Origin of the sequence: Paenibacillus sp. FSL H8-0104 (assembly GCF_038050215.1) — a bacterium.
In the GTDB taxonomy this organism is placed as follows: Bacteria; Bacillota; Bacilli; order Paenibacillales; family Paenibacillaceae; genus Paenibacillus; species Paenibacillus amylolyticus.
Genome location: NZ_JBBOTC010000001.1, coordinates 2,056,256 through 2,077,763, shown reverse-complemented (window position 1 = coordinate 2,077,763; position 21,508 = coordinate 2,056,256). Strand labels below are relative to the sequence as shown.

At 46.8% G+C, this 21,508-nt stretch carries 16 protein-coding genes; 2 read left to right on the top strand and 14 right to left on the bottom strand.

The genetic code is table 11. From position 1 onward, the window contains the following. Positions 1 to 105: 105 nt before the first annotated feature. From NST38_RS09455 to NST38_RS09410, 10 genes are all read right to left on the bottom strand, one after another. Positions 106 to 1,923 (bottom strand): ABC transporter ATP-binding protein, encoded by a 1,818-nt coding sequence (locus tag NST38_RS09455; RefSeq protein ID WP_179087903.1) that lies wholly within the window; start codon positions 1,921 to 1,923, stop codon positions 106 to 108. Beyond that, entirely contained in the window at positions 1,923 to 3,056 is a 1,134-nt protein-coding gene (locus NST38_RS09450; protein WP_256720091.1) for a nucleotidyltransferase domain-containing protein, read from the bottom strand. The genes NST38_RS09455 and NST38_RS09450 overlap by 1 nt, the downstream gene beginning before the upstream one ends. A gap of 52 nt (positions 3,057 to 3,108) precedes the next feature. After that, entirely contained in the window at positions 3,109 to 3,591 is a 483-nt protein-coding gene (locus tag NST38_RS09445) for a lasso peptide biosynthesis B2 protein (RefSeq protein ID WP_076252729.1), read from the bottom strand. A 4-nt stretch (positions 3,592 to 3,595) separates the two neighbouring features. After that, positions 3,596 to 3,895 carry a lasso peptide biosynthesis PqqD family chaperone gene (locus NST38_RS09440; protein WP_017689560.1) on the bottom strand — a complete coding sequence of 100 codons (300 nt, stop codon included), beginning with the start codon at positions 3,893 to 3,895 and terminating at the stop codon, positions 3,596 to 3,598. After that, a complete protein-coding gene (locus NST38_RS09435; protein WP_076252393.1) occupies positions 3,892 to 4,839 on the bottom strand; it encodes a hypothetical protein in 948 nt (315 codons plus the stop codon). The genes NST38_RS09440 and NST38_RS09435 overlap by 4 nt, the downstream gene beginning before the upstream one ends. A gap of 139 nt (positions 4,840 to 4,978) precedes the next feature. Further along, positions 4,979 to 5,116 carry a paeninodin family lasso peptide gene (locus tag NST38_RS09430; RefSeq protein ID WP_174806426.1) on the bottom strand — a complete coding sequence of 46 codons (138 nt, stop codon included), beginning with the start codon at positions 5,114 to 5,116 and terminating at the stop codon, positions 4,979 to 4,981. A 53-nt stretch (positions 5,117 to 5,169) separates the two neighbouring features. Then, positions 5,170 to 5,304 (bottom strand): paeninodin family lasso peptide, encoded by a 135-nt coding sequence (locus tag NST38_RS09425; RefSeq protein ID WP_105598020.1) that lies wholly within the window; start codon positions 5,302 to 5,304, stop codon positions 5,170 to 5,172. A 65-nt stretch (positions 5,305 to 5,369) separates the two neighbouring features. Next, entirely contained in the window at positions 5,370 to 7,301 is a 1,932-nt protein-coding gene (locus NST38_RS09420) for an asparagine synthase-related protein (protein ID WP_036609989.1), read from the bottom strand. After that, complete coding sequence (locus NST38_RS09415; protein WP_076252395.1) at positions 7,298 to 8,566, bottom strand: sulfotransferase family protein; 1,269 nt, start codon at positions 8,564 to 8,566, stop codon at positions 7,298 to 7,300. The genes NST38_RS09420 and NST38_RS09415 overlap by 4 nt, the downstream gene beginning before the upstream one ends. A 424-nt stretch (positions 8,567 to 8,990) precedes the next feature. Continuing rightward, positions 8,991 to 10,325 (bottom strand): MFS transporter, encoded by a 1,335-nt coding sequence (locus NST38_RS09410; protein WP_076252397.1) that lies wholly within the window; start codon positions 10,323 to 10,325, stop codon positions 8,991 to 8,993. A gap of 309 nt (positions 10,326 to 10,634) precedes the next feature. Between NST38_RS09410 and yhbH the strand changes: the two genes are divergently transcribed. Beyond that, complete coding sequence (gene yhbH / locus NST38_RS09405) at positions 10,635 to 11,804, top strand: sporulation protein YhbH (RefSeq protein WP_036609998.1); 1,170 nt, start codon at positions 10,635 to 10,637, stop codon at positions 11,802 to 11,804. Beyond that, on the top strand, positions 11,801 to 13,237 hold the full coding sequence (locus NST38_RS09400) for a SpoVR family protein (protein WP_076252399.1): 1,437 nt from the start codon (positions 11,801 to 11,803) through the stop codon (positions 13,235 to 13,237). The genes yhbH and NST38_RS09400 overlap by 4 nt, the downstream gene beginning before the upstream one ends. Before the next feature lie 137 nt (positions 13,238 to 13,374). Here the strand turns inward: NST38_RS09400 and NST38_RS09395 are convergent, their stop codons facing one another. The 4 genes from NST38_RS09395 to NST38_RS09380 form a co-directional block, all read right to left on the bottom strand. Continuing rightward, positions 13,375 to 15,855: an EAL domain-containing protein gene (locus NST38_RS09395; RefSeq protein ID WP_036610003.1), complete on the bottom strand. Its 2,481-nt coding sequence runs from the start codon at positions 15,853 to 15,855 to the stop codon at positions 13,375 to 13,377. A gap of 265 nt (positions 15,856 to 16,120) precedes the next feature. Next, complete coding sequence (locus NST38_RS09390; RefSeq protein ID WP_076252400.1) at positions 16,121 to 18,943, bottom strand: endo-1,4-beta-xylanase; 2,823 nt, start codon at positions 18,941 to 18,943, stop codon at positions 16,121 to 16,123. A 273-nt stretch (positions 18,944 to 19,216) separates the two neighbouring features. Continuing rightward, positions 19,217 to 20,221 carry a LacI family DNA-binding transcriptional regulator gene (locus NST38_RS09385; protein ID WP_076252402.1) on the bottom strand — a complete coding sequence of 335 codons (1,005 nt, stop codon included), beginning with the start codon at positions 20,219 to 20,221 and terminating at the stop codon, positions 19,217 to 19,219. Positions 20,222 to 20,350: 129 nt separating this feature from the next. Beyond that, positions 20,351 to 21,358 carry a globin-coupled sensor protein gene (locus NST38_RS09380; RefSeq protein ID WP_076252404.1) on the bottom strand — a complete coding sequence of 336 codons (1,008 nt, stop codon included), beginning with the start codon at positions 21,356 to 21,358 and terminating at the stop codon, positions 20,351 to 20,353. Positions 21,359 to 21,508 lie beyond the last annotated feature (150 nt).

Here is a 21,508-nt window from a genome sequence, read left to right as displayed (position 1 = left end):
TTTACGTGAACCCATTGCTGGTTATACCATAGATAAATGAATAAAGAGAAAAAGATACACACTCTATCATCACGTTTGAACGTCTTCTGATGTCCACTCACTCACTTACTGCCCCACAACACCCGCTTGCATGTTCAAAAGTTTGCTGAACGTCCCTACCGGATCAGTAGATAACTGCTGGTACCCGCCCTCTTGAATCACCCGACCTTCATCAAGTACAATTACACGATCTGCCGTCCGAATCGTGGACAATCGGTGTGCAATCACGATAATGGTCACATGTCCTTTTAACCGTTCCAGCGCCTCATGAATGTACTGTTCATTCTCACTGTCCAGCGCACTCGTTGCTTCATCCAGTACCAATACAGAAGGATTACGTAGCATAGCCCGGGCAAGCACCAATCGCTGACGTTCACCCCCGGATAGACGAATACCCCGATCACCAATAATCGTATCCAGACCCTGAGGCAACTTCCGTACAAATGCTGCAGAGGAGGAAAATTGCAAAGCCTGCCACATCTGTTCTTCACTTGCATTTGGATCAACCAGACGCAGATTCTCACGAATACTTGTGTGAAACAGGAATGGATCTTGGGAGACATATCCGATTGAACTTCGCCAGCTCAATAATCGTTCTTCTGACAGAGGAACACCGTCAATCAAAATACGACCAGTTTCAGGCCTCACAAGGCCCATAATCAGATCTATCAGCGTGCTTTTGCCTGCTCCGGATTTCCCCACAATTGCGGTCATACCCCTTGCTGGAATCGAAGCTTGCACATTTCTCAATGAGTAAGCATCACTTCCCTCATAGCGATAGCAGACATCCTCACAGGTGATAGATCCCTTCAGTTCCATAGGTTGAATCCCATCAGTTCCAACGTCTCCTGCCGAAGCAATCTCTTCACTAATCTCACGACTCTTCGCCGTCTGCGCTTGTAATTCTCTGACTACCCGAAATGCAGGCAGCATGGAGCTGATGTACTCCAGATTGGACTGAATTGCCGTAAACCTTGGCCATAAGCGGGAAAAGATTAGGATGATGAGCAGCAGACTTGCGGGTGGCACCGTCATTACACGGAGAGAAAGATAGATGAATGCCGCAATAATGATTGCCGCGGACATCCGGTGAATCAGCTGTGTTCCACTGTTCAATTGGCTAAACTGAATGACATTGCGTTCTATCTGTCTGCACATGCGCTCAAACCAGTTCATGTGTGAGCGCTCAAGCATGTTACTCTTAATATCCTTAATGCCGTTGAAATGCTCGGTAATGCCGTTATAATAACTTTGCGAGAATTCAGAGGTCTGGTCTCCGATCTGCTTGGCCCGCTTGACGAATTTTCGTAAGACAAAAAATAATAACAATCCACAGACCAGCACAAGTGCCGTCAACTTGGCGGATAACCAGAAAGCAAGACCGATCTGAATGCCCGTAAAGATCAGAGAGGCTGCCATTTGCAGCATAATGCTCGTACCCTGGCTCACACGTGCAAGTTCAGTCGTTAATATATGGTTAAAATCGGATTTTCGTTTTTGGAGAAAAAATGACCATTGCGCCATAATAATAGCACCATAGGTTTCCATGCGCAGCGTTCGTACAAATTGCTGTTGGATTCGAGTATTACGGATCGTCTGGAGACGCTGCATCCAGGCCTGTCCGGAGACAATCAACACAAAGGTGAACAATACGAGTAACAATTGGCTATTTTCAGAAAAACGATTCAACACGTCGCCAAGCCAGGGAATGTTTAAGCCTGTGGAGCCCATCTCAAATATGCCAATCAGACTCAGCATCGGAACAAGCATGTAGATACCGATCCCTTCCATGAGACTGATACAGATCATCCCTAGCAGATTCCAATATAAAATGGGCCCCGTGACATGATGCAACTTTCGCATGAAATACCTTAATTCCGAGATCATACTTTACCCCTTTCCGTCACCGTATACCTTTTAATTCGCCGCCAGAACCAGAGAAACGGACGTAACGGAAAGTACAGAAAAAACAAAGAACGCGGAAGCGGCAGTTGATCCACATCCCATGTACTTGGATATAAACGTTCAATAAAGAAAAACCATTTCTGTTTTGTACTTCGAAGTTTAAACAAATACGATTGATAAGACTTCATATCAGCCGGACTTTCCAGCATGTCGTTCATGAACTTTGCGCCTTCGTTGGCTAATCGCTTGCCTGTACGGTCACTCAAGGACATCAAGGACCTGTACTCTACATCCAGCGGCGTATTCAGTAGCTCCGAGGCCAGATAAAGAGCCTGTGAACCAATGGATAAACGTCCCTCCGCTTTCAGACGTCTCTCTAATTTCTTCACATCAAGTGGCATGCTGCGGATCATCTGGTCGATATCCAGTAACCAGCGCAGTCTGAACCAGCCGTGTCGTGCACCATGAGTTACGAGATAGGCCCATAGGTCTTCTTGTTCGAGCATACGGACAGGTGTCTGTGTGTATGAACTGAACCGGCTGCGTTTCCACAGCAATTCAAAATCGGTTTCTTTGCCCGAATCCGGGTTCAAGCGCCAATGGATCTCCACTTGAGTCCTTTTGACCGGATGGGTGTAACAGATATGATGTTCCCGCCATTTCCAGCTGCGCACCGTAGGTGCCCGCTCCCCTTCCTTGGATATATATCCGAGGGTAGCCAGAATGCCTTCAGCCGCTTCCACATCATCAAACGGAATCAGGATATCCAGGTCTTTGGAGGTTCGCATCGATACATCGCCATAGAGATCATGGGCGAGCGCTGGCCCCTTTAGTGTAATATTGCGGATACCACATTCACGAAAAGCTCCACACACCTGCTCCATCTCAGCTGTCAGATGTAACATGCGAAACGTATTGACCGTATATTGTTGTCTCAGACTCTCCATAACATCTGCAGGAATGATTGCAGAGCTTAATTCTTTCATTTTTAAATAAAGGACAGAGTATAAGCGGTGATGATAGACAAGCCGCAGAAAAAGCTGCCAATCGGTTCCTTGCAAACCCGCCTTGAGTTCTTCAGGGGATAGAGCCGTCAGATCACCTCTAATCATGCTCAAAATCAGCTTAAGCTCCTTCGGAAACCCTGATGAATAGAGTTCACTTTCATGTATCATAGACAATCTCCCCAGATCCCTTCTCCGGACACCGTTTGCCAAACACACCGACAACCGTATATTGGTCCATAGTATCAGCTCCGGTCACGATCAATTTACCACTTCGCAGCCAGGCATGAGCCATCATATGTCCTTGCTTATTCCGTGCAGTCCCCATGTATAACGTACTCTCTATCTTGCGTCGCTCAAGCATCTTCATCCCGGCAATCGCCATTACAAGGCAGCGGCTTTCCCATAACGTATATTTGCTGGCGAGCGAAATTGCTTTGGAAATATTCCGTATAGTGATGACCTCCCTGCGTTCGAGTCCTGTCATCGGTGTTTCTACCATAGGCGTACCCAGCCCTGGCGCGATTTTAGCGAATGGCATAGCCTTCTGTATGCGTGCCCAGCCAAGGAGGATATAGGCCTCCCATACCAGTCGACGCATCGACCGCGGGAGCGAGAGATAAGCCTTTATTTTTCGCAACATCATTCTACACTCCGCGAGTAACGTCGATTAAACCTTCACGGGACAGATGTTCCAGGAATTGTACTACCTGCTCACGACATACATCTGGCTCAATCTCATACTCCGCAGCAAGTACCTCAACAACTTCACCCAGCGTGCGTTCTTCTGCGATCAGATCCCAGATTCGTCCACCGGTACTCCCGAGATTATAGTATTTTCCAGAGCTAATGCTCATCATGACTTTCTCACTGCCCATATCACTGACCAGATTGCCTTCCTTCCGGGTTACCCGGTCTTCCACATTCATCGGCGTAGTCGCTGTCATTGTCCTGTATGCACTCCTTTACGTATATGATCTGTGATCCGATTCACCATCTCAAATGCTGTAAACTCAGCACCCGTTCTGACCAATCTGCCAATCTCCACACTTGCTGAAAGTCTTGAAGCCGTCTCAAACAACCATTGTGCCAGTCCCTGTCTTGCAACGAGTCCACCACGGAACGTATGCGAGCATAACAGATGCAGTCGTTCCAGCCCCGTCACTTCCACCAGTTGAACAGATGTATGGTTTGCCTCCGGTTGTGGAGCAAGTTCAAATATTCCACCTAGTGGTACGGCCATCTCATGAAAATAGTGCTGAACAGGTATCGCATACTTTGTAATCTCTGCGTGAACCGTTGCATAATCCTGTTCCTTCATGCCGAAGCCGTCCAGACTGGGCTGCCATAACTTCTGTTGCGGGTAACCAGGTGATACGATAGCTCTTCCTCCGGCATCCCAGGTCAGTGCAACAACATCATCGGTGAGAAGTGGATATCCGCGTGATGCCAGTGCGGCCGACAGTGTCGATTTGCCTGCTCCCGAATGTCCGACAAATGCGTAAGCCCAGCCATCAATAACCACTGCACTGCCATGCAATGGAAGAATGCCACGCTGCATCATAATGACCGCCATACAGGTGCCCAGGATGAATAATCTGACCTTTTTCTCATCCGCTCCTGGCTGAGGGGATACAACAATGCGCTTTCCTTGTTCCATTAGAAACAGACCTGTATCTTCGATTTTGAAAAAAAGACTGCCCTCTCGTGCCACAAAGTTGTCGTTGCCTACATCCCAACCCTCCCACAATAGGGCCAGATCTGAAGACTCGATGTGCACATCCACGACATCAAAATCAGTCTCTGCATCCTTGGGTGCGATCTGTAGTTCAGGCATTCGAATTTGACTCGACCAGCGCAGACCATACGCCACATAATGCAAAGGCAACAATGAACGACGCCTCCTTCGTAATAAAATGTAAAAAAAAGCCCTTATATTCATGTTGCTCAATATAAGGGCGGAGGCGAAAAGCTGGATTTGTTGCATTTCCGCCCTTTAAGTATGATGACACTTCATAAAACTAAACAACTTAGGAAGTTGGATCGTACAGATCCGCATCGTGAACCGTGATCCAGTCAATTTGTCTGTAGCCAGTACCGGCCATTGTTTGATTGACTTCCAACACTTCAAGAGCTGGTGCTTGCCATTCCTTTTTTTCCATTTGCATCGTATTCACCTCCTTTTCGCACTTCTAAGTATGATGGCATATGGTAAAGCTTTCTAACTAGTTCCGTAGAGATCCGCATCGTGAACCGTAACCCAGTCGATATGTTTGTAACCTGTGCCCGCCATTGTTTGGTTGACTTCCAATATTTCCAGTGCTGGTTCTTGCCATTCCTTTTTTTCCCTTTGCATCGTATTCACCTCCTATCATGAGTCAAATGTAAGAAAAATCCGGGCCCACAGTTCACCGGGCTATATCAGAATTTCCGAATGAACCGATAGACAATCAGACTATGCATCATCAATCGCAGATCTGGATGCGAAGCAAGTTCAGGTCTTGGACTCGGGAAATTGGCCAGGGCAGACTTGATACGCTCCGTGTTTAATATGCCAGCGACCTTGCTGTCAGAACACAAAGCACGTAACTCGGCGGTAAAAGCATCCCAATTCGGAATGATGCGATGTAACCAATCTGCAGGCTGCACACCCCGTACCCGCTGATTCAGTCTGACCTTGTCAGGCAATTCCGGTGAAGTAGCCCGGCGAATCAATGAACGATCCGTCCCTTGTTTCACATATTGTTCAATCGGAACGGACAGACAGAACCGGATGACTCTGGCATCACTTGTCGGATCACGTTCCCAAGCGCGGTAACGCAGAGAACATTTCGTAGCTACAGCACCGTTTTTGTTGGCGATGGCCAGGTTATTAAATTTCTCGGCACGTACTTTGAGTGCATCAGCCTGGGCACCGCCCTGCAGAACAATAATGGATTTGAGTCTTTCCAGTACACCCGTTCTCTGCGCAAAGTCAGGATGGATCAATTGTACGGATGCGGCCTGGCTGGCTCCTTTGGACTGAGCCTTGAACCAATCCGGATATGCCTTTTTCCCGGTGATCTTGGCTATACGTGAGAAAGGCATGCCCGTTCGTTCACTATACTGCTGCATCTCACGGAACCAGCGGTACCAGCGGCCACTTTTCAGTAGACTGGCGTAATAATCCAGAGCCGGTCCCCAGGAGATGGTGAAATTACCACGTGCCCCTGTGAGCAGGATGCCTGCATCTTGCTGGCTCGCTTTTTCATAGAATCCGCGAATCCAGAATGAATTTTCAAAGTATTTATAGGGCATTTCCATAATGTCGAGCCAGGTATCTACTTCACTGAGTGGACTTCTGCCTTCAAAATCGAGGTAGTTCTCTGTGATATTGCCGACATGATTAATCGTGGAACGTATGAAGGGCCGTTCGTCTGCGAGCAACGTTTTCGACGTATAATCTGTGAAATCGGGTACGGGAACATAACTATAGGCCTGCAGCCGTTTGCCCTGACTTCTCAGTGTTCCGGAAGCAAAACCAACCACGGCTCCCGAGTCCAGTCCGCCACTTAATGCAGCAGCCACCTGTCTGTGCGTTCGCAATCGTGATCCAACCGCCTGCCCAAAGACCTCCCGAAACGCTTCTACATACTCGCCATCGGATTTAAGCCTTAGAGGTTCCACTTCATTCCAGCGATGATATTGCTTCAGCTCCAGTCTCCCATCCCGGAAGACAAGTGTATGTGCAGAAGGCAGCTGGCTTATTCCCCGATATACAGTTGAATTGATATCTGCTGAATCATGCATGTCAGGAATGGCAAGGAATTCGGACAGCCAGGTCTCATCAAGTTCTTTATGTACCCCTTCAAGCCCGAGCAACGGATTCATCAGTGTGCAGAAAGCAAAACGTGAACCATCATGTCGGTAATAAAAAGCTCTCATGCCTGTAATGTCTCTCGCTGCATACAGTTTTCGATTCCGCTCATCCCATATCGCGAATACAAAATCCCCCAGCAATCGGACGGCTACATCGTCTCCCCAGCGCTGATAGGCACGCAAGATCAATTCACTATCCGCCAACATAGCCAGTTCAGCTCTAGATATTTGTAATTGATCTGCCAGTTGTTCCCGGTTATCCAGAATGGCATCTGCCGTGATGGTCAGACCACTTTCCTCATCATATAAAGGCAACTTCTCGCTAACCGATTCCGGTGTAATCCATTGGGCATGACAGCTGAGGAACGCCTCATTGCCTTTCCATACTCCTGTTGTATCCGCAGGGACATGCCCCAGGCTTGCGTACAGACGCCAGCTGTCTTCCCATAGCGCCTGCTGACCATCGTTGTGAACAATTCCTGCTATGGCGCTCATGACTTGCCTCCCCGTAGAATCTTGCGCTGTGAAGCCCATGCGCTGATCTGATGACCAAATGGTACCCATGATTTGATACGCTGTATTTTGCTTTGAGCAGAAGCCAGCTGGACTTTCAAGCGTTCTCGCTCACTGTAACCCCGTTCCAGACGATGATCTGCTGCACGTAATGCGGCTTGCAACTGTCTGATCGTTACCAGTGCAGCTAGCGTCGGGTCTGTCTTTTCCGGTTCTTCGACAACTGGGTCATTAAGATTCCCAACCGGATCATGAACGACAGAATCTGCCGGCTGCATTCGGTATTGTGGTTGCCACTGGCAACCGGTCGCTGCTGTCAACTGATGCGTGATTCGGTCAATGACCTCTTGATCCGGACTTGCATCATAATGTACACCCGTCCATTGTTCGGCTTCTGCGAGCTGTTCACTGTATCCCATCTGGTGGAACAGATCTGCCCCCATCACACGGCAATACAGTTCAACTTCATGTGGTTCTAATATGTTTTTCCAGTTGTTAACAGAACCCTGATGTGCCTCTTGATGCGAAGAGAGGAAAGGATCACCCACGCCCATACTGTAGAACATGTCAGACTTGGCACTGTCCAGAAACTGTCCATACTGCTCCATTCCCTGTTCATATCGAATTCCCAGAAACGCGCATAGTTTCTCAAGTTCTTCCTGAGGATTGGAAACCAATCGTTCATATTGCAATTCATACGCATTGGAATGGGGTTTGGCAAAATAATCATTCAAGCGGAGCATCCCAAGTGTGAGATCTACGGATTTCATATTTAATTTGGGGCTCTGCAGACTATGAATCAGGTCGAATCCTTCTCCTGTGTGGCGGTTTACCTTTTTGAATGATGCTACTACGGCCAGAGGATTACGCTGGAGATGAATGCGCTTGGACTGTGGGAACAGACGATCCAGCCATTCCAGCATGTAATAATAACGCGGAGATTTATCAACGACGAAGTCTGCTCCGCTCCCCTCCAGGAATCCATTGTAGACTTCAAGAGCAAAACTTCTGCACGCCTTCTCGAAGACATCCTCAGATACCATGGCATTGTAGAACTGGCGCATGATGGAGCTGCCACCGTAAGCACGTGAATCAGCCTTGGGTAAATCGACAAGATTCATCAGAAACCACATTTCCTGGGTGGCAAATATACGACTATGATTTTGCAGCATTACGGTGGATAAGGAACTACCACTACGGGGAACACATAGTAAGAAAACAAGTCCGTTACCTTGAGCATCGATCAATGGCAGCCTCTCCTCTGTTCATTAGTATAAATGTGTAGCTGGGATAGACCAGACTCTACCTTTGTGTTTGGCAAAACGAGTAATATGCACGCTATAGGTCAGCATTTTGCAATATTCCGTCGGAAGTTCACCCGGGAATGAAGCAAAACACATGGTTACATTCGACAACTCTCGGATACAATATGTATTTATAGTTTTACTCTATGATACAAAATGTATCATGTCAATCTTTTATTTTCACCTTTTCATAAATTGATACTCTTTCACTGTATTCTGCTGTCTGTCATTTAAGCACTTATTCATGGATCAATTATGTTCTGATTGCACAAACGCGAATAAGCTCCAGACATGTTCTGTGAGGAACAATGCCTGAAGCCATACGTAATCCGTTGAGAAACTTAATATGAAAACGGGTGAACAACCATCAGGTAAATCTTACATCTGAACTTTTCCCAGTAGCTCCAACGCTCCCATTTCGCTCTTCTTCCTGATCTGCCCGTGTAGCATCCTGCATCCCCTTCTGTACCTTCACGGTTAACAATACAGCAATGCCCGCGACGAAAAAGAAGATGAGCGACAGAATACCCCAACGTGTGGAACCAGTGATCTGCCCAACATAACCAAACACAAATGGACCAAAGATCGAAGAGAATTTGCCTGTAATATTCACAAAACCAAAATACTCTCCTGTTCTGCCTGCTGGCATCAGATTGCTAAACAGGGAACGCGCTGTGGATTGACTCACACCCTGCACGACACCAACCAGCCCGGCGAGCACATAGAAGTGGATCGCTTGTGTCATGAAATAACCGAGAATCACAATACATATGTAGACCGATAAGCTAACGATTAATACCTGCTTTGCTCCCCAACGCTGTGCCCATGCTCCCAGTAACAATGTACACGGGAACCCGATGAACTGGGTTAACAGTAGCGCGAGCATCAGGTCGGCTGTGCCTATGCCTATACTTGTCCCATAGATCGTAGCCATTAGAATGATGGTATTAATGCCGTCATTAAAAAACCAGAAAGCCACCAACATGCGGATTAACTGGGGAAAACGCCGCATCTGACGAAAGGTTTGCCGCAGTCTGCGCACGCCCACCGCAACGTACCCTGTCCACGTTCCGGGCAGATCCGGTGATGCAGGCCGTCTCGGAGCATGGCGGAAGATCGGTATCGAGAACAGCAACCACCACAACGAGACGGAGATAAAAGCAAGTCTTGTGCCTGCCAGTGTACTGCTCATCCCGAACCAGCCCGGTTGCTGAATCATCAGCAGGTTCACTGCAAGCAACAAGCCTCCTCCAATATAACCATAGGCATAACCTTTGGAGGATATCATGTCCCTTCGTTCCACGGGTACGAGATCCGGCAGCATTGCATCGTAAAAGGTGTTACCACCCGCAAAACCGATTGTAGATATGACCAGCAACGCGGAAGCAAGGAACCAGTCCCCTTCACCGATTGCGCTGAATCCCAATGTAGCAAGGACGCCTATAATTGCAAATACACGCAGGAAGTCGCCCTTCCGTCCTGACAAATCAGCTAGCGTGCCTAGCAACGGTGTTAGCAGAGCTACGCACAACATGCCAATGGAGTGTGTATAGGCCAGGTAGGAGGCGGCGGTATCCGTATCCAGCGTTGTTGCAGCCACCGATGCATAGAATACAGGCAGTACTGCGGCCAGCACAGTTGTTGCATAAGCCGAGTTGGCCCAATCATACATAATCCAAGCCTTGATCGCCTTTTTATTCACATAAATCCTTCCTTTACATGCATCTCTATATTAGTGCGAGTTCAACAAGTCTAAGTGGACTTTTTGAACAACCTCTATTAGATGCCAGATCGATGTCTTTCTCCTATTGTAAAGGAAGGATATCACACTTGTTCACTATTTCTGTAAAAAATGGTGCAGTTCTGTTCTTACGACTCACCTTACCTCTGAGGTGAACTTGCGTAATTGTATCATTTTATATCCACTCTCATCACATATCGTCCTCGCCCGTGAATATACTTAATTACCGACAGGCCAAACTGTGCCGCGTAATCAATGGGGGGTGCCTACATGTCAAATTCACACCAGCCTTACTCGTTCGTTGTGTCGAAGGAAGATTGGTCGCTTCACCGCAAAGGGTACCAGGACCAACAGCGCCATCAGCAAAAGGTGAAAGATGTCATCAAGCAGAATCTGCCTGATCTGATTACGGAAGAAAACATCATCATGTCTGATGGAAAACAAATCATCAAGGTACCAATCCGCAGTCTGGATGAGTACCGTTTTGTGTATAACTACCAGAAGCAAAAACATGTCGGTCAAGGAGACGGTGACAGTCAGGTCGGAGACGTCATCGGTCGGGATCCCTCTGCTTCGCAGAAACCCGGCAAAGGCGAAAAAGCTGGTGATCAGCCTGGTCATGATATTGTGGAAGCCGAAGTGAGTATTGAGGAATTGGAAGATATGCTCTTCGCTGAGCTGGAATTACCCGATCTGAAGCAGAAAGATAAAGACCTGATTGAGACACATACGGTAGTTTTCAACGATATTCGCAAAAAAGGCATGCAGTCCAATATTGACAAGAAACGTACCATTCTGGAGAATCTGCGTCGCAATGCAACGACTGGTACGCCAGGCATCCATCACATCAGTCCGGATGACCTGCGCTACAAGACATGGGAAGACAAAATCATTCCACAATCCAATGCCGTTATTATTGCCATGATGGATACATCCGGGTCCATGGGTTCGTTTGAGAAATACTGCGCGCGCAGCTTTTTCTTCTGGATGACCCGTTTTCTACGCCGTCAGTATGAGAAAGTTGAGATTGTTTTCCTCGCCCATCATACGGAAGCCAAGGAAGTAACCGAAGAAGAGTTCTTTACCCGTGGCGAGAGCGGAGGCACCATCTGCTCCTCTGTATATATGAAGGCACTGGATATTATTGACAGTCGTTATCCACCTTCAAGCTACAACATCTACCCTTTTCACTTCTCTGACGGGGATAATCTGACCTCGGATAACGAACGGTGTGTGAAGCTGATCGGTGAGTTAATGAAGCGTAGCAATATGTTTGGATACGGCGAAGTGAATCAGTACAACCGCAGCAGCACACTGATGTCGGCTTACCGTCATATCAAGATGGATCAGTTCATGTATTATGTGATCAAAGAAAAAGGCGAAGTGTACAAAGCTTTGCGCAGCTTTTTCCAGAAACGGGAAGGAGGCAGCGTTAGATGACAGATGAGATCCGCGACCTAGAATACGCTATTGCCGAGATTATGGAGATTGCCAATGGTTTTGGTCTGGACTATTACCCCATGCGGTACGAAATCTGCCCATCGGATATTATTTATACATTTGGAGCCTACGGCATGCCGACCAGATTCAGCCACTGGAGCTTTGGCAAAACATTTCATAAGATGAAAATGCAATACGATTTTGGACTCAGTAAAATTTATGAGCTTGTCATCAACTCCAACCCTTGTTATGCCTTCTTGCTGGATGGCAATTCCCTGATTCAGAACAAATTGATCGTAGCCCACGTATTGGCCCACTGCGATTTTTTCAAAAACAATGCCCGCTTCTCCAAATCCAACCGTAATATGGTCGAAAGCATGGCCGCTACGGCGGATCGGATCAGCAATTATGAGATGGAATACGGAACGGAAGCGGTTGAAGCATTTATCGATGCCGTGATCGCAATTCAGGAACATGTGGACCCACAGCTGATTAAACCCCGCCATTTGGACAAACAACGTTACATGGAGATGAAAATGCGGGAGCAGCGCGGTGAGAAAAAACCACGGCCGGAAGGCCGCTATGATGATCTGTGGTCACTTGATGACGTGCAGACCGAAGAAGCACCCGCTGAAGGTATTCAGGTTCATCATTTTCCGCCTGAACCGGAGAAGGATGTCATGTGGTTTATTCAGGAATTCTCCGAAGTGTTGACCGACTGGCAACGGGATATCATGAGTATGATGCGTGAGGAGATGTTATATTTCTGGCCACAGATGGAAACCAAAATCATGAACGAAGGCTGGGCATCCTACTGGCATCAACGCATTATCCGTGAGCTCGATCTGAACAGTGAGGATACGATCGAATTTGCCAAACTCAACTCCTCCGTGGTGCAGCCATCCAAACAAAGTCTGAATCCGTATTATTTGGGACTGAAGATTTTCGAGGATATTGAACGCCGCTGGGATAACCCAACCCGTGAAGAACAGGAACGTTGGGGCCGCAAACCAGGGCAAGGTCGTGCCAAAATGTTCGAGGTGCGTGAATTCGATTCCGATACCTCCTTTATCCGCAATTACATGACCAAGCAATTAACCGAGGATCTGGACCTCTACGTATTTGAGAAAAAAGGCCCGGACTGGAAAATCACCGACAAGTCCTGGGAGAACATACGGGATCAGCTCGTATTTTCACGTGTCAACGGGGGCTCCCCTTACTTGGTCGTGCAAGATGCTGATTATCTGCGGACAGGGGAACTCGTGCTCAAGCATCAATATGAAGGCATTGAGTTGGATCTGAAATATATGGAACGCACTCTGCCTTATCTGTATCGCCTCTGGGGACGTACCGTGCATGTGGAGACACGTGTCGAGGATAAACCGATCTGGTTTACGTATGATGGCAAGAAACACCACCGCAAGTTTATGTAAGGTTTTCGATTATCATTATAGGAAACGAAAATATAAATGCTCCTCATGGGTGAGTTTAATGATTAATAAAAGATAAGACATAAAAAAGCGGCAAGTTCCCGACATAAACGGGGACTTGCCGCTTGGCATACATAAAATTAGGATGGTGCCGGTGGTGTACCATTACCCTGCAATCGCAGCGGCACAAAAAAATCATGCTCCACTTCACTTGCCGGCAGTGGGCGACTGAAATAATAGCCCTGAATCTCCCGGCAGTCATTCTGCATCAGAATATCCAGTTGGCCTTTCGTCTCAATGCCTTCGGCAATGACTTCCATCTTGAGATTCTGTGCCATCGATATAATGGTCGCCACAATGGCTTGATCGCTGTGACTCTCTGTAATGTCCGTCACAAACGAACGATCAATCTTAAGCTTGTGAATCGGGAAATGCTTCAGATAACTCAGTGAACTGTATCCCGTACCGAAATCATCCAGGCTGATCTTCACACCCAGTGCTGTCAGTTCATTAAGAATCGCCGTGGATACGGCTGCGTCCATCATCATGCTCTCTGTTATTTCCAGTTCCAGATATCGAGCATCCAGCCCTGTCTCCAAGAGTGCATTCTTGACCTGTTCTACCAAGTTGGATTGGTGGAACTGCTGGCTGGACAAGTTAACCGATACCGGAATGAGTGGTCCGCCACTGGCATGCCAGAGTTTCATCTGCCTGCATGCTTCACGCAGCGTCCAATTGCCAATCTCATAGATCATGCCTGTCTCTTCTGCAAGCGGGATAAACACATTGGGTGCGAGCAGACCTTTGAGTGGATGGTTCCAACGTATGAGAGCCTCCACACCAATCATGCGGCTATCCTCGGTACGAATCTGTGGTTGATAGTACAGGACCATCTCATCGCGTTCCAACGCTTTACGAAGATAACCCTCCAGCTCAATGCGTTCATATAGTTCCGAATCCAGTTGGGCCGTGTAGAATTGGAAACCATTTTTTCCGTTTTTCTTCACTTCATACATGGCGGAATCCGCATGTTTCAGCAAAGCATCCACGCCCACTCCATGATCCGGATACATCGCAATTCCAATGCTGGCGGTTACGTAAAAGTCATTCTCCTTCAGTCGATAAGGTAACTGAATGGCTTCAACAATCTGTTTTGCAAGTTCTGCCACTCTTACTTCTGTCGCTTGACCCTGGGTCACAACGAGTGTGAACTCGTCCCCGCCCATCCGGGCCAGCATGACATTTTCCATAGCCAAGGGATCAGAAGCTTCTATGGCTTTCATGATCCGGTTGCTCACTTCTCTTAGAAATACATCTCCAATGGAATGTCCCAGCGAGTCATTAATCATCTTGAAACGATCTATATCCATCACCATAACGGCAAAAGAATTCCCTTTTTCTGCTGAATCGTTAATCGTACAAGCCAGCACATCATCCAACTTGCGCCGATTGGGCAACCCCGTCAACGGATCATGCAAAGCTTGGTGACGAATCTTCTCCTGAGCCTGCTTCTCCTCCGTTACGTCTTTGATCAAAATGTGACTTCCCACATGTCTGCCATCAATGACAACAGGAACTACAACAATACTAAGGTCCAGAAGTTCACCCTGTACATCTCTCATTTTGGCCATGTAGTGCGCCTGCTCCAGCCCATGATCATCCCAATCGATGGAATCAAATTCACTTATCCACTCTATATCGATTTGCTGAGCGATCTCATCAATGGAACGATCCATGACCTCTTTTTCAGGATATCCGGTGATTGTTGTTACAGCAGCATTAATCCCTTTAACAATACCTTCCTTGTTCACTGAAATAATAGCATCCGAATGGTTATGATACAGGGCCTGATACCATTGCTCATTCTCATGAATCCGTCGATCTTTCTGTGACATTCGCTGATTGATAAATATGCCAAACAACGTCAAACCCAAAGCAATAAATGTGCCCGATGCGATCAAGTAGGCGAGAATACCTGGCTCAATCTGCATACCTGAACTTACCATCGAGCCATGTGAATGATGGAAATGTGCCGCTGACATCCCGGTATAATGCATGCCAGAGATTCCAATACCCATAATGAGACCGCTGCCCATCTTGTAAACCCAAGTATGTCTTGATTGATGATAACGGAAGAAAAACATGAGCCACAATGCCGCAAATGAAGCAAGCGCTGCAATCAGAATAGATAACACCACTCTGCCTGGTTCATACGTAACCGGAATTGACATCGCTGCCATTCCCACATAATGCATCGAGCTGATCCCCGCGGTCATCAGTACTCCAGCAATCATGAGTTTGCTTATCCTGCCCGATTGTCTACCCGCAATGTTCAAGGCCACCCCCGATGCGACAATAGCAAGTAGAACAGATAAAACAACCTTACCGGTGGAATAGGAGACTTGCGTAGGCAGAACAAAAGCCAGCATACCTACGAAATGCATGGACCAGATTCCCAGCCCCATCGATACTGCACCGCAGGTAAGCCATACATTCCGCGCCATCCCGCTAGCCTGACTTACACGGCCTGCAAGGTCAAGGGCAGCGTATGAAGCTAACGATGCAATAATATAGGATAAAATAACAAGTTCTAAGTTGTACGTGCCATGTAGGTGCTCCACTCACTCTGTCCTTTCAACCGGGAAATGCCTTGTATGTATGCAAAAATGTAAAAAAGAAGCGAGTGCGCTGTCTGGATGACAGGCACTCCCTCCGCATCATTTGACTCGTGACAACAGACTTAGTTGAAGCCGTTGTCATACATTGGAACCCGTTTATATGAATGTATATAGTCTAAACGTCCCAGCCTTTAAAATCAACACTTATTTCCAGATATACAATGTTGAATAACTAACATTCTCATATTCTAATTCACAACTAAATATTCTATTTACGAGTCAGTAACAGACTGCCAAAACCGGAAGTATCTTGATAAGAATTACCTGATGAATCACTCCAGATGGACACACTGCTTCGCTTGCCATCTCCCGCGCCATCATCATTAACTTGAAGATCAAACCCAATCCATCTTTGCCCTTCAGCACGAACGCTGTCTAGTGGGATTGCCACTTCAACTGTATACCCTCCGCTTGTTAATCGGGTAGCTGATTTGAAACTTTCTTTCCGTGCATTTCCACCAAAAGAAGCCTCATTATCAAAATTGACCCGGTACTGGGCGTCATCCTCCTGATAGAATGTTGTCTGATCTTTGCTCGGGTCGATAAAAATCTCGATTGAATCCTGCTCATGTGCATTAGAACTTAATTTGCTTCGCAATGGATCTTTCACATCTGCCAATACGTACAGGTATTTCTCATCCCATAACAGCTGTGCAGTCGCCGTTGCACCGGAGTTTCCGACCACCCAGACATCCGTTTTAACAGATGCAGCTTTTTTCCAGACGTTATCCTTTTTTGCATCAATGACAGGTTTGCCATAAGTGACCTTGGTTTGTTTCAAGACAGAACCGAGCTTCAGTTTGCCCCGGTTGGCTGGTTTGTCGGGCTGTTGATTGGAAATATCATTCCAAACAATGGTCGCTGTCTTTCCAGCAGCATGTTCATCCGTAATCCGAAAATCCAGAGACAAGACCTGGCCTTCGGTAAGTAAAGCAGCTGACATAGGCAGTGATGCGTATACAACATACCCGGTTTTTGTCTCCTGTACGTTGTAAGTATTTTTATCTTTGCCTTTACCGCCATCCCGTTTAAATGTATATTGACCATTTGCAGACGGCGGATTTTTCTTCTTGGCAGACAGATCAGCTTCAGAAGTTACAGCGCCTGTCCCCTTGACTTCTTCCGCGAGGAAAACCTGCACCTGATCCCCTTTGCGACGTGTGGTATCCTTCACTTCAACTCGTAAATTCACCTTTTTGGCATCCCACATCATACGAGCCTCACCCGTAACCGCAGATGTACCATCTGCCAGATGATTAATTTCGAGTCCTTTCACAGCACCCCAAAGAATATCTTCCTGTCCTTTGTGATTTGGGAAAGAAGGGCTGGCCTTCAATGCTGTCCATTCATTACGATAGATCGGAAGGGTGGTAGGGTCCACCAGTGCCCAAAATGCCGGTTTTGCTTTTAATTTACGATCAAATAACAATGGTGCATCTTTGCGTCCTTTGACTGGATGATTATCAAGCCATGTACCATCATCCGCAAGTCCCCATACTGTAACACTGTCCATTACGCCGCGTTTTCCCAGCTCGTCGAACAGGTCGAACAGTTCACGATAACGGTAAGCTTGTTGCAGCATTAATTCATCTGTGACAGGCATCTCCAGTTCAGAATTACTCGAATAGATCGAAACGTCCAGCTCTGTAACCTGTACATTTACACCAAGAGCGATCACTTTCTCAAAAGCCTCACGAATGAGCTTTACATCCGGTCCGTACATGGATACATGCATCTGGAATCCAACCGCATCAATCGGTGTTCCTTTGGCAAGCAGCTTCTCTACAAGCTTCACCATATCATTCACCTTGTTTCCATTGCCCTCCATTCCATAGTCATTAATCACCAGTACAGCATCGGGGTCAGCCTCACGTGCATAACGGAAAGCCAGCTCAATGTAATCACTGTCATCTCCGTCGCCATCTACATCCCCAATAATATCTCTCCACTTGGAATTACTGGCCTCATTCCGCAAGCCACCTCCGTCTGAGATGACTTCATTGACGACATCCCATGTATGAACCTTTCCTTTGTACCGGGTCACGATGGTTTGAATATGGGTTTTCATCCTTGCAAGCAACTGTTCCCGCGTGGCAGGTTTCGATGCATCATTCGGATCAGTAAAGAACCAATTCGGCACCTGACTATGCCATAACAGCGTATGACCTCTGATTTCCATGTCATTTGCTTCGGCAAACTTCACCAGGCGATCTGTCTCTGACCAGACAAACTCTCCTTCCTTGGGCTGCATCGCATCCATTTTCATAAAATTGTCCGCTGTAATACTATTAAAGTGTTTCGTCAACAACTGGGAATGCTGGTTTTCCGCGTCTAGTGCAGACTGGTTGATGGCAGCTCCCATTGCGTAATTTTGTCCCACGATATCGACCAGATTCGGAATATCCTTCTCAATTTCAATTTTCTGAGCAGCCGTAATCAGAACATCATCCACGTAAAATGAAATCGTATCTGCCGGCGTCACTTCCGCTGACGTCTTCCATGGTGTCTCCACATACATGCGGAATCCGGTGATGCCACTATTTTCTTCGGGAATCACCACATCGGCCTCGACTTTTTTCCACTGTCCTTTGTTCAAGGTAGCGGAGGCAAAGGTAGCATATTCAAGACTCGAAGCGTCTTTATTGTATTCTTTCTCGAGTGCACCGTTAAGGACCTGACTGTCCGGCCCTTCATCGTACATGGCCCAAAATGAAATATGAACTGTGCTGCCCTTCTGTACATGATCCAGCACTTCAACTAAGGGTCCATGGAACGTTTCGGTACGTGAAGAGGTTCTCAGGCTGCGTGTACTGTCATGACCTACTTGCGTTACGATATCAAGCTTTTCACTTGCACGTGGACGCCATTGTCCCAACACACCATCTTCAAAATCAGCCTTGAACAGTACTTCATCATCGCCAGTCTTAACGTCCGCTGCCGAAGCACGTGTCCCTCCTGTTCCCACACTTGGGAACAAACTGAAGATCAATACAGCCGACAAGCACAAGCTCCACCATTTTCTCAAATGCATCCGATCTCCTCCTTGGTTCGTTGTTTGTGAAGAATAACCTTTGCTCTGCCATGTGCCAGCCCTTTACAAGATCGTTATACAGGATGGATAGATGCAAATGGACAGAAAATTGTAAGCACTTTCATTATACGATTGCCAGCAAACTTTGTTTACCCGTTAAACTATAGGATTTGCACCACTCCATAATCCATATGTTTCCAAATGAGATATAGAACGACAAAAAGCACAGCTTATTAGCTGTGCTTCGTGTAAACATCTTTACTATTTACGTTTTTAGTCTTTTAAAGGTGCTGTCGTCTGACGGATGACCAGATTGGAAGGTTCCGTCACCACAGGAGGAGAATAAGATGGATTCTCGATCATGGCAATCAGATATTCAATGGACTTAATGCCAATGGAATAGATATTCTGATTCACCGTGGTCAACCCCGGTTTGAATACCTCAGCATAATACGTGTTATCGAACCCGACAACCGAGATATCTTCCGGTACACTCAGTCCATGCTTTTCAATTTCATGAATCGCACCAAAAGCAGACATGTCTGATGCACAGACAATTCCCGTTGGTTGATCCTGAAGTGCCAGCAATCGTCGGGCAGCCTTGCTTCCCCCGTCGAAGGAATAATCGCAGATCTCCAGATATACCGTAGAATACGGGATGCCGCATTCTCGCAGCCCTTCCCGATATCCTTCCAATCGCAGATTGGCTACAGCAGGTCCAAGTGTCCCTGAGATATAGGCAATTTTGCGGTGCCCAAGCTCATGCAGATGTTTGACACCCATCGAGATCCCGTTCGCGTTATCCGTAGTAATGTAACCGGCACGTTTGCCCAACATGTCCGTATCAACAAACATCGTTGGAATCTCTGCATCCACCAGTTCCTGAATACTCGCGTTTTCTCTGCCTTCCCCGAATACCACAACGCCATCCACATTACGACTGCGGCAATGTTTGATGAACGAGTACGCCGGATCATCGAATCGAGTAGACAACCGGACCAGGTCATATCCACTGTTCTCCAGCGCTGTCTTGATCCCTTCCAGCAACTCCGACACAAAAGGGTTCGTAAACGGAACTGTTAACAGTACTCCCACCGTCCATGAACGGCGTTTGACAAGTCCACGTGCGACCACATTGGGTTGATATTTCAATAATTCGATGGCTATATTGACTTTTTTGCGTGTTTTTTCACTTACATCAGGATAATCGTTTATCACTTTGGAAACGGTTGCAACAGATACTCCCGCTTCCTTGGCTACATCATGGATAGAAGCCATCTGATCACCTCAACCTCTTTCGAATCCCCTGTCTCCGGCTGCATTTTCTATAACATCGGCAGGTTTGTCTACCCATTATAGCTTAAAACAGCCTGAAACGGTATGGAAGGTTCCTAATGCTTTTAAGCTCTATTCCTGCTGTTCCAGATTCTTCAAATCCAGAGACAGTTTCTCCATTGTTGTTGCAAATACAGCGAGTTCAGCCGAGCGTGAAGCTTGGCTACGTGCTCCGCGAGACGTATGATCCGACTCCTGCTGCACACTGCTCAGTTTCTTCATGATCTTCTCCAGATTAGACTGAATCTTACCCTGGGCATCCCGGGAACTGGCTGCAAGCTTGCGCACCTCACTAGCGACTACTTCGAAGCCACGTCCAAACTCTCCTGCATGAGCAGCTTCAATCGCTGCATTCAGGCCGACAAGATGACTCTGATCCGATATCTCGCGAATGAGTTCACCCATTTTTCCGATCTGCTGGATCTCTCCTGTTAATTCGGTAAGCAGAACCTGAGCCTGATCCTGAGAAGCCGCTGTTTCTTTGGCAACACTCGATATAGCCATTGCACTTTCATTTAATTCACTAATCATGCCTGTAAGCTCTTGGGTAATCTGCGTAATTGCCTGTAATGTATGTTGTTGGTCATCGGCAAGCTGATGTAACTTTTCTTTTTCTTTCTTCTCATAGGCTTCAAGGACAAGCTGTGAATCCAGATTAAACATTTTGCTGAGCGCTTGAATGACAAGATGCCAGGAATCAGGGATAACCTGTTGGAATATGCTCGTTGCAATATCCAGGTAGACCATATAGGTACCCAGATAATAATCTTCAGACAGACCAATCCGTGAATGCACAAGTCCAATCGCAATCCGTTGCTCAATATATGCGTCGTCCACGATTCCATCCGTCATTGATAACCAGTACATCTTCTGTGTTTCTTTTAGACGATCAATGGTAGAGAATCGAGCGATCAGATCTACCAATTCAGGATAATTCCCCACATGATTGTAGAAATGATCCACCACTTCATTAACGACTTTTTTAAAAACAGGCCGATGATCGGCAAGCAGTTTTAGATCCCCTGCGGTTAATCCCATGTAATCAAGTTGCTTCTGTCTTGTTGCGGAAATACTGCTCATATCTGGTTCAGTCAGCTCCTTAATAAACACTAAATTACTTTAAATTGTAAATATATGTATTGATTATAGACTAAAATACCTAAATATACATATACCATTAGAACTAATTCTCTTTAAAATTAACCTTATTTGTCAGCTTTTTAGACTAAT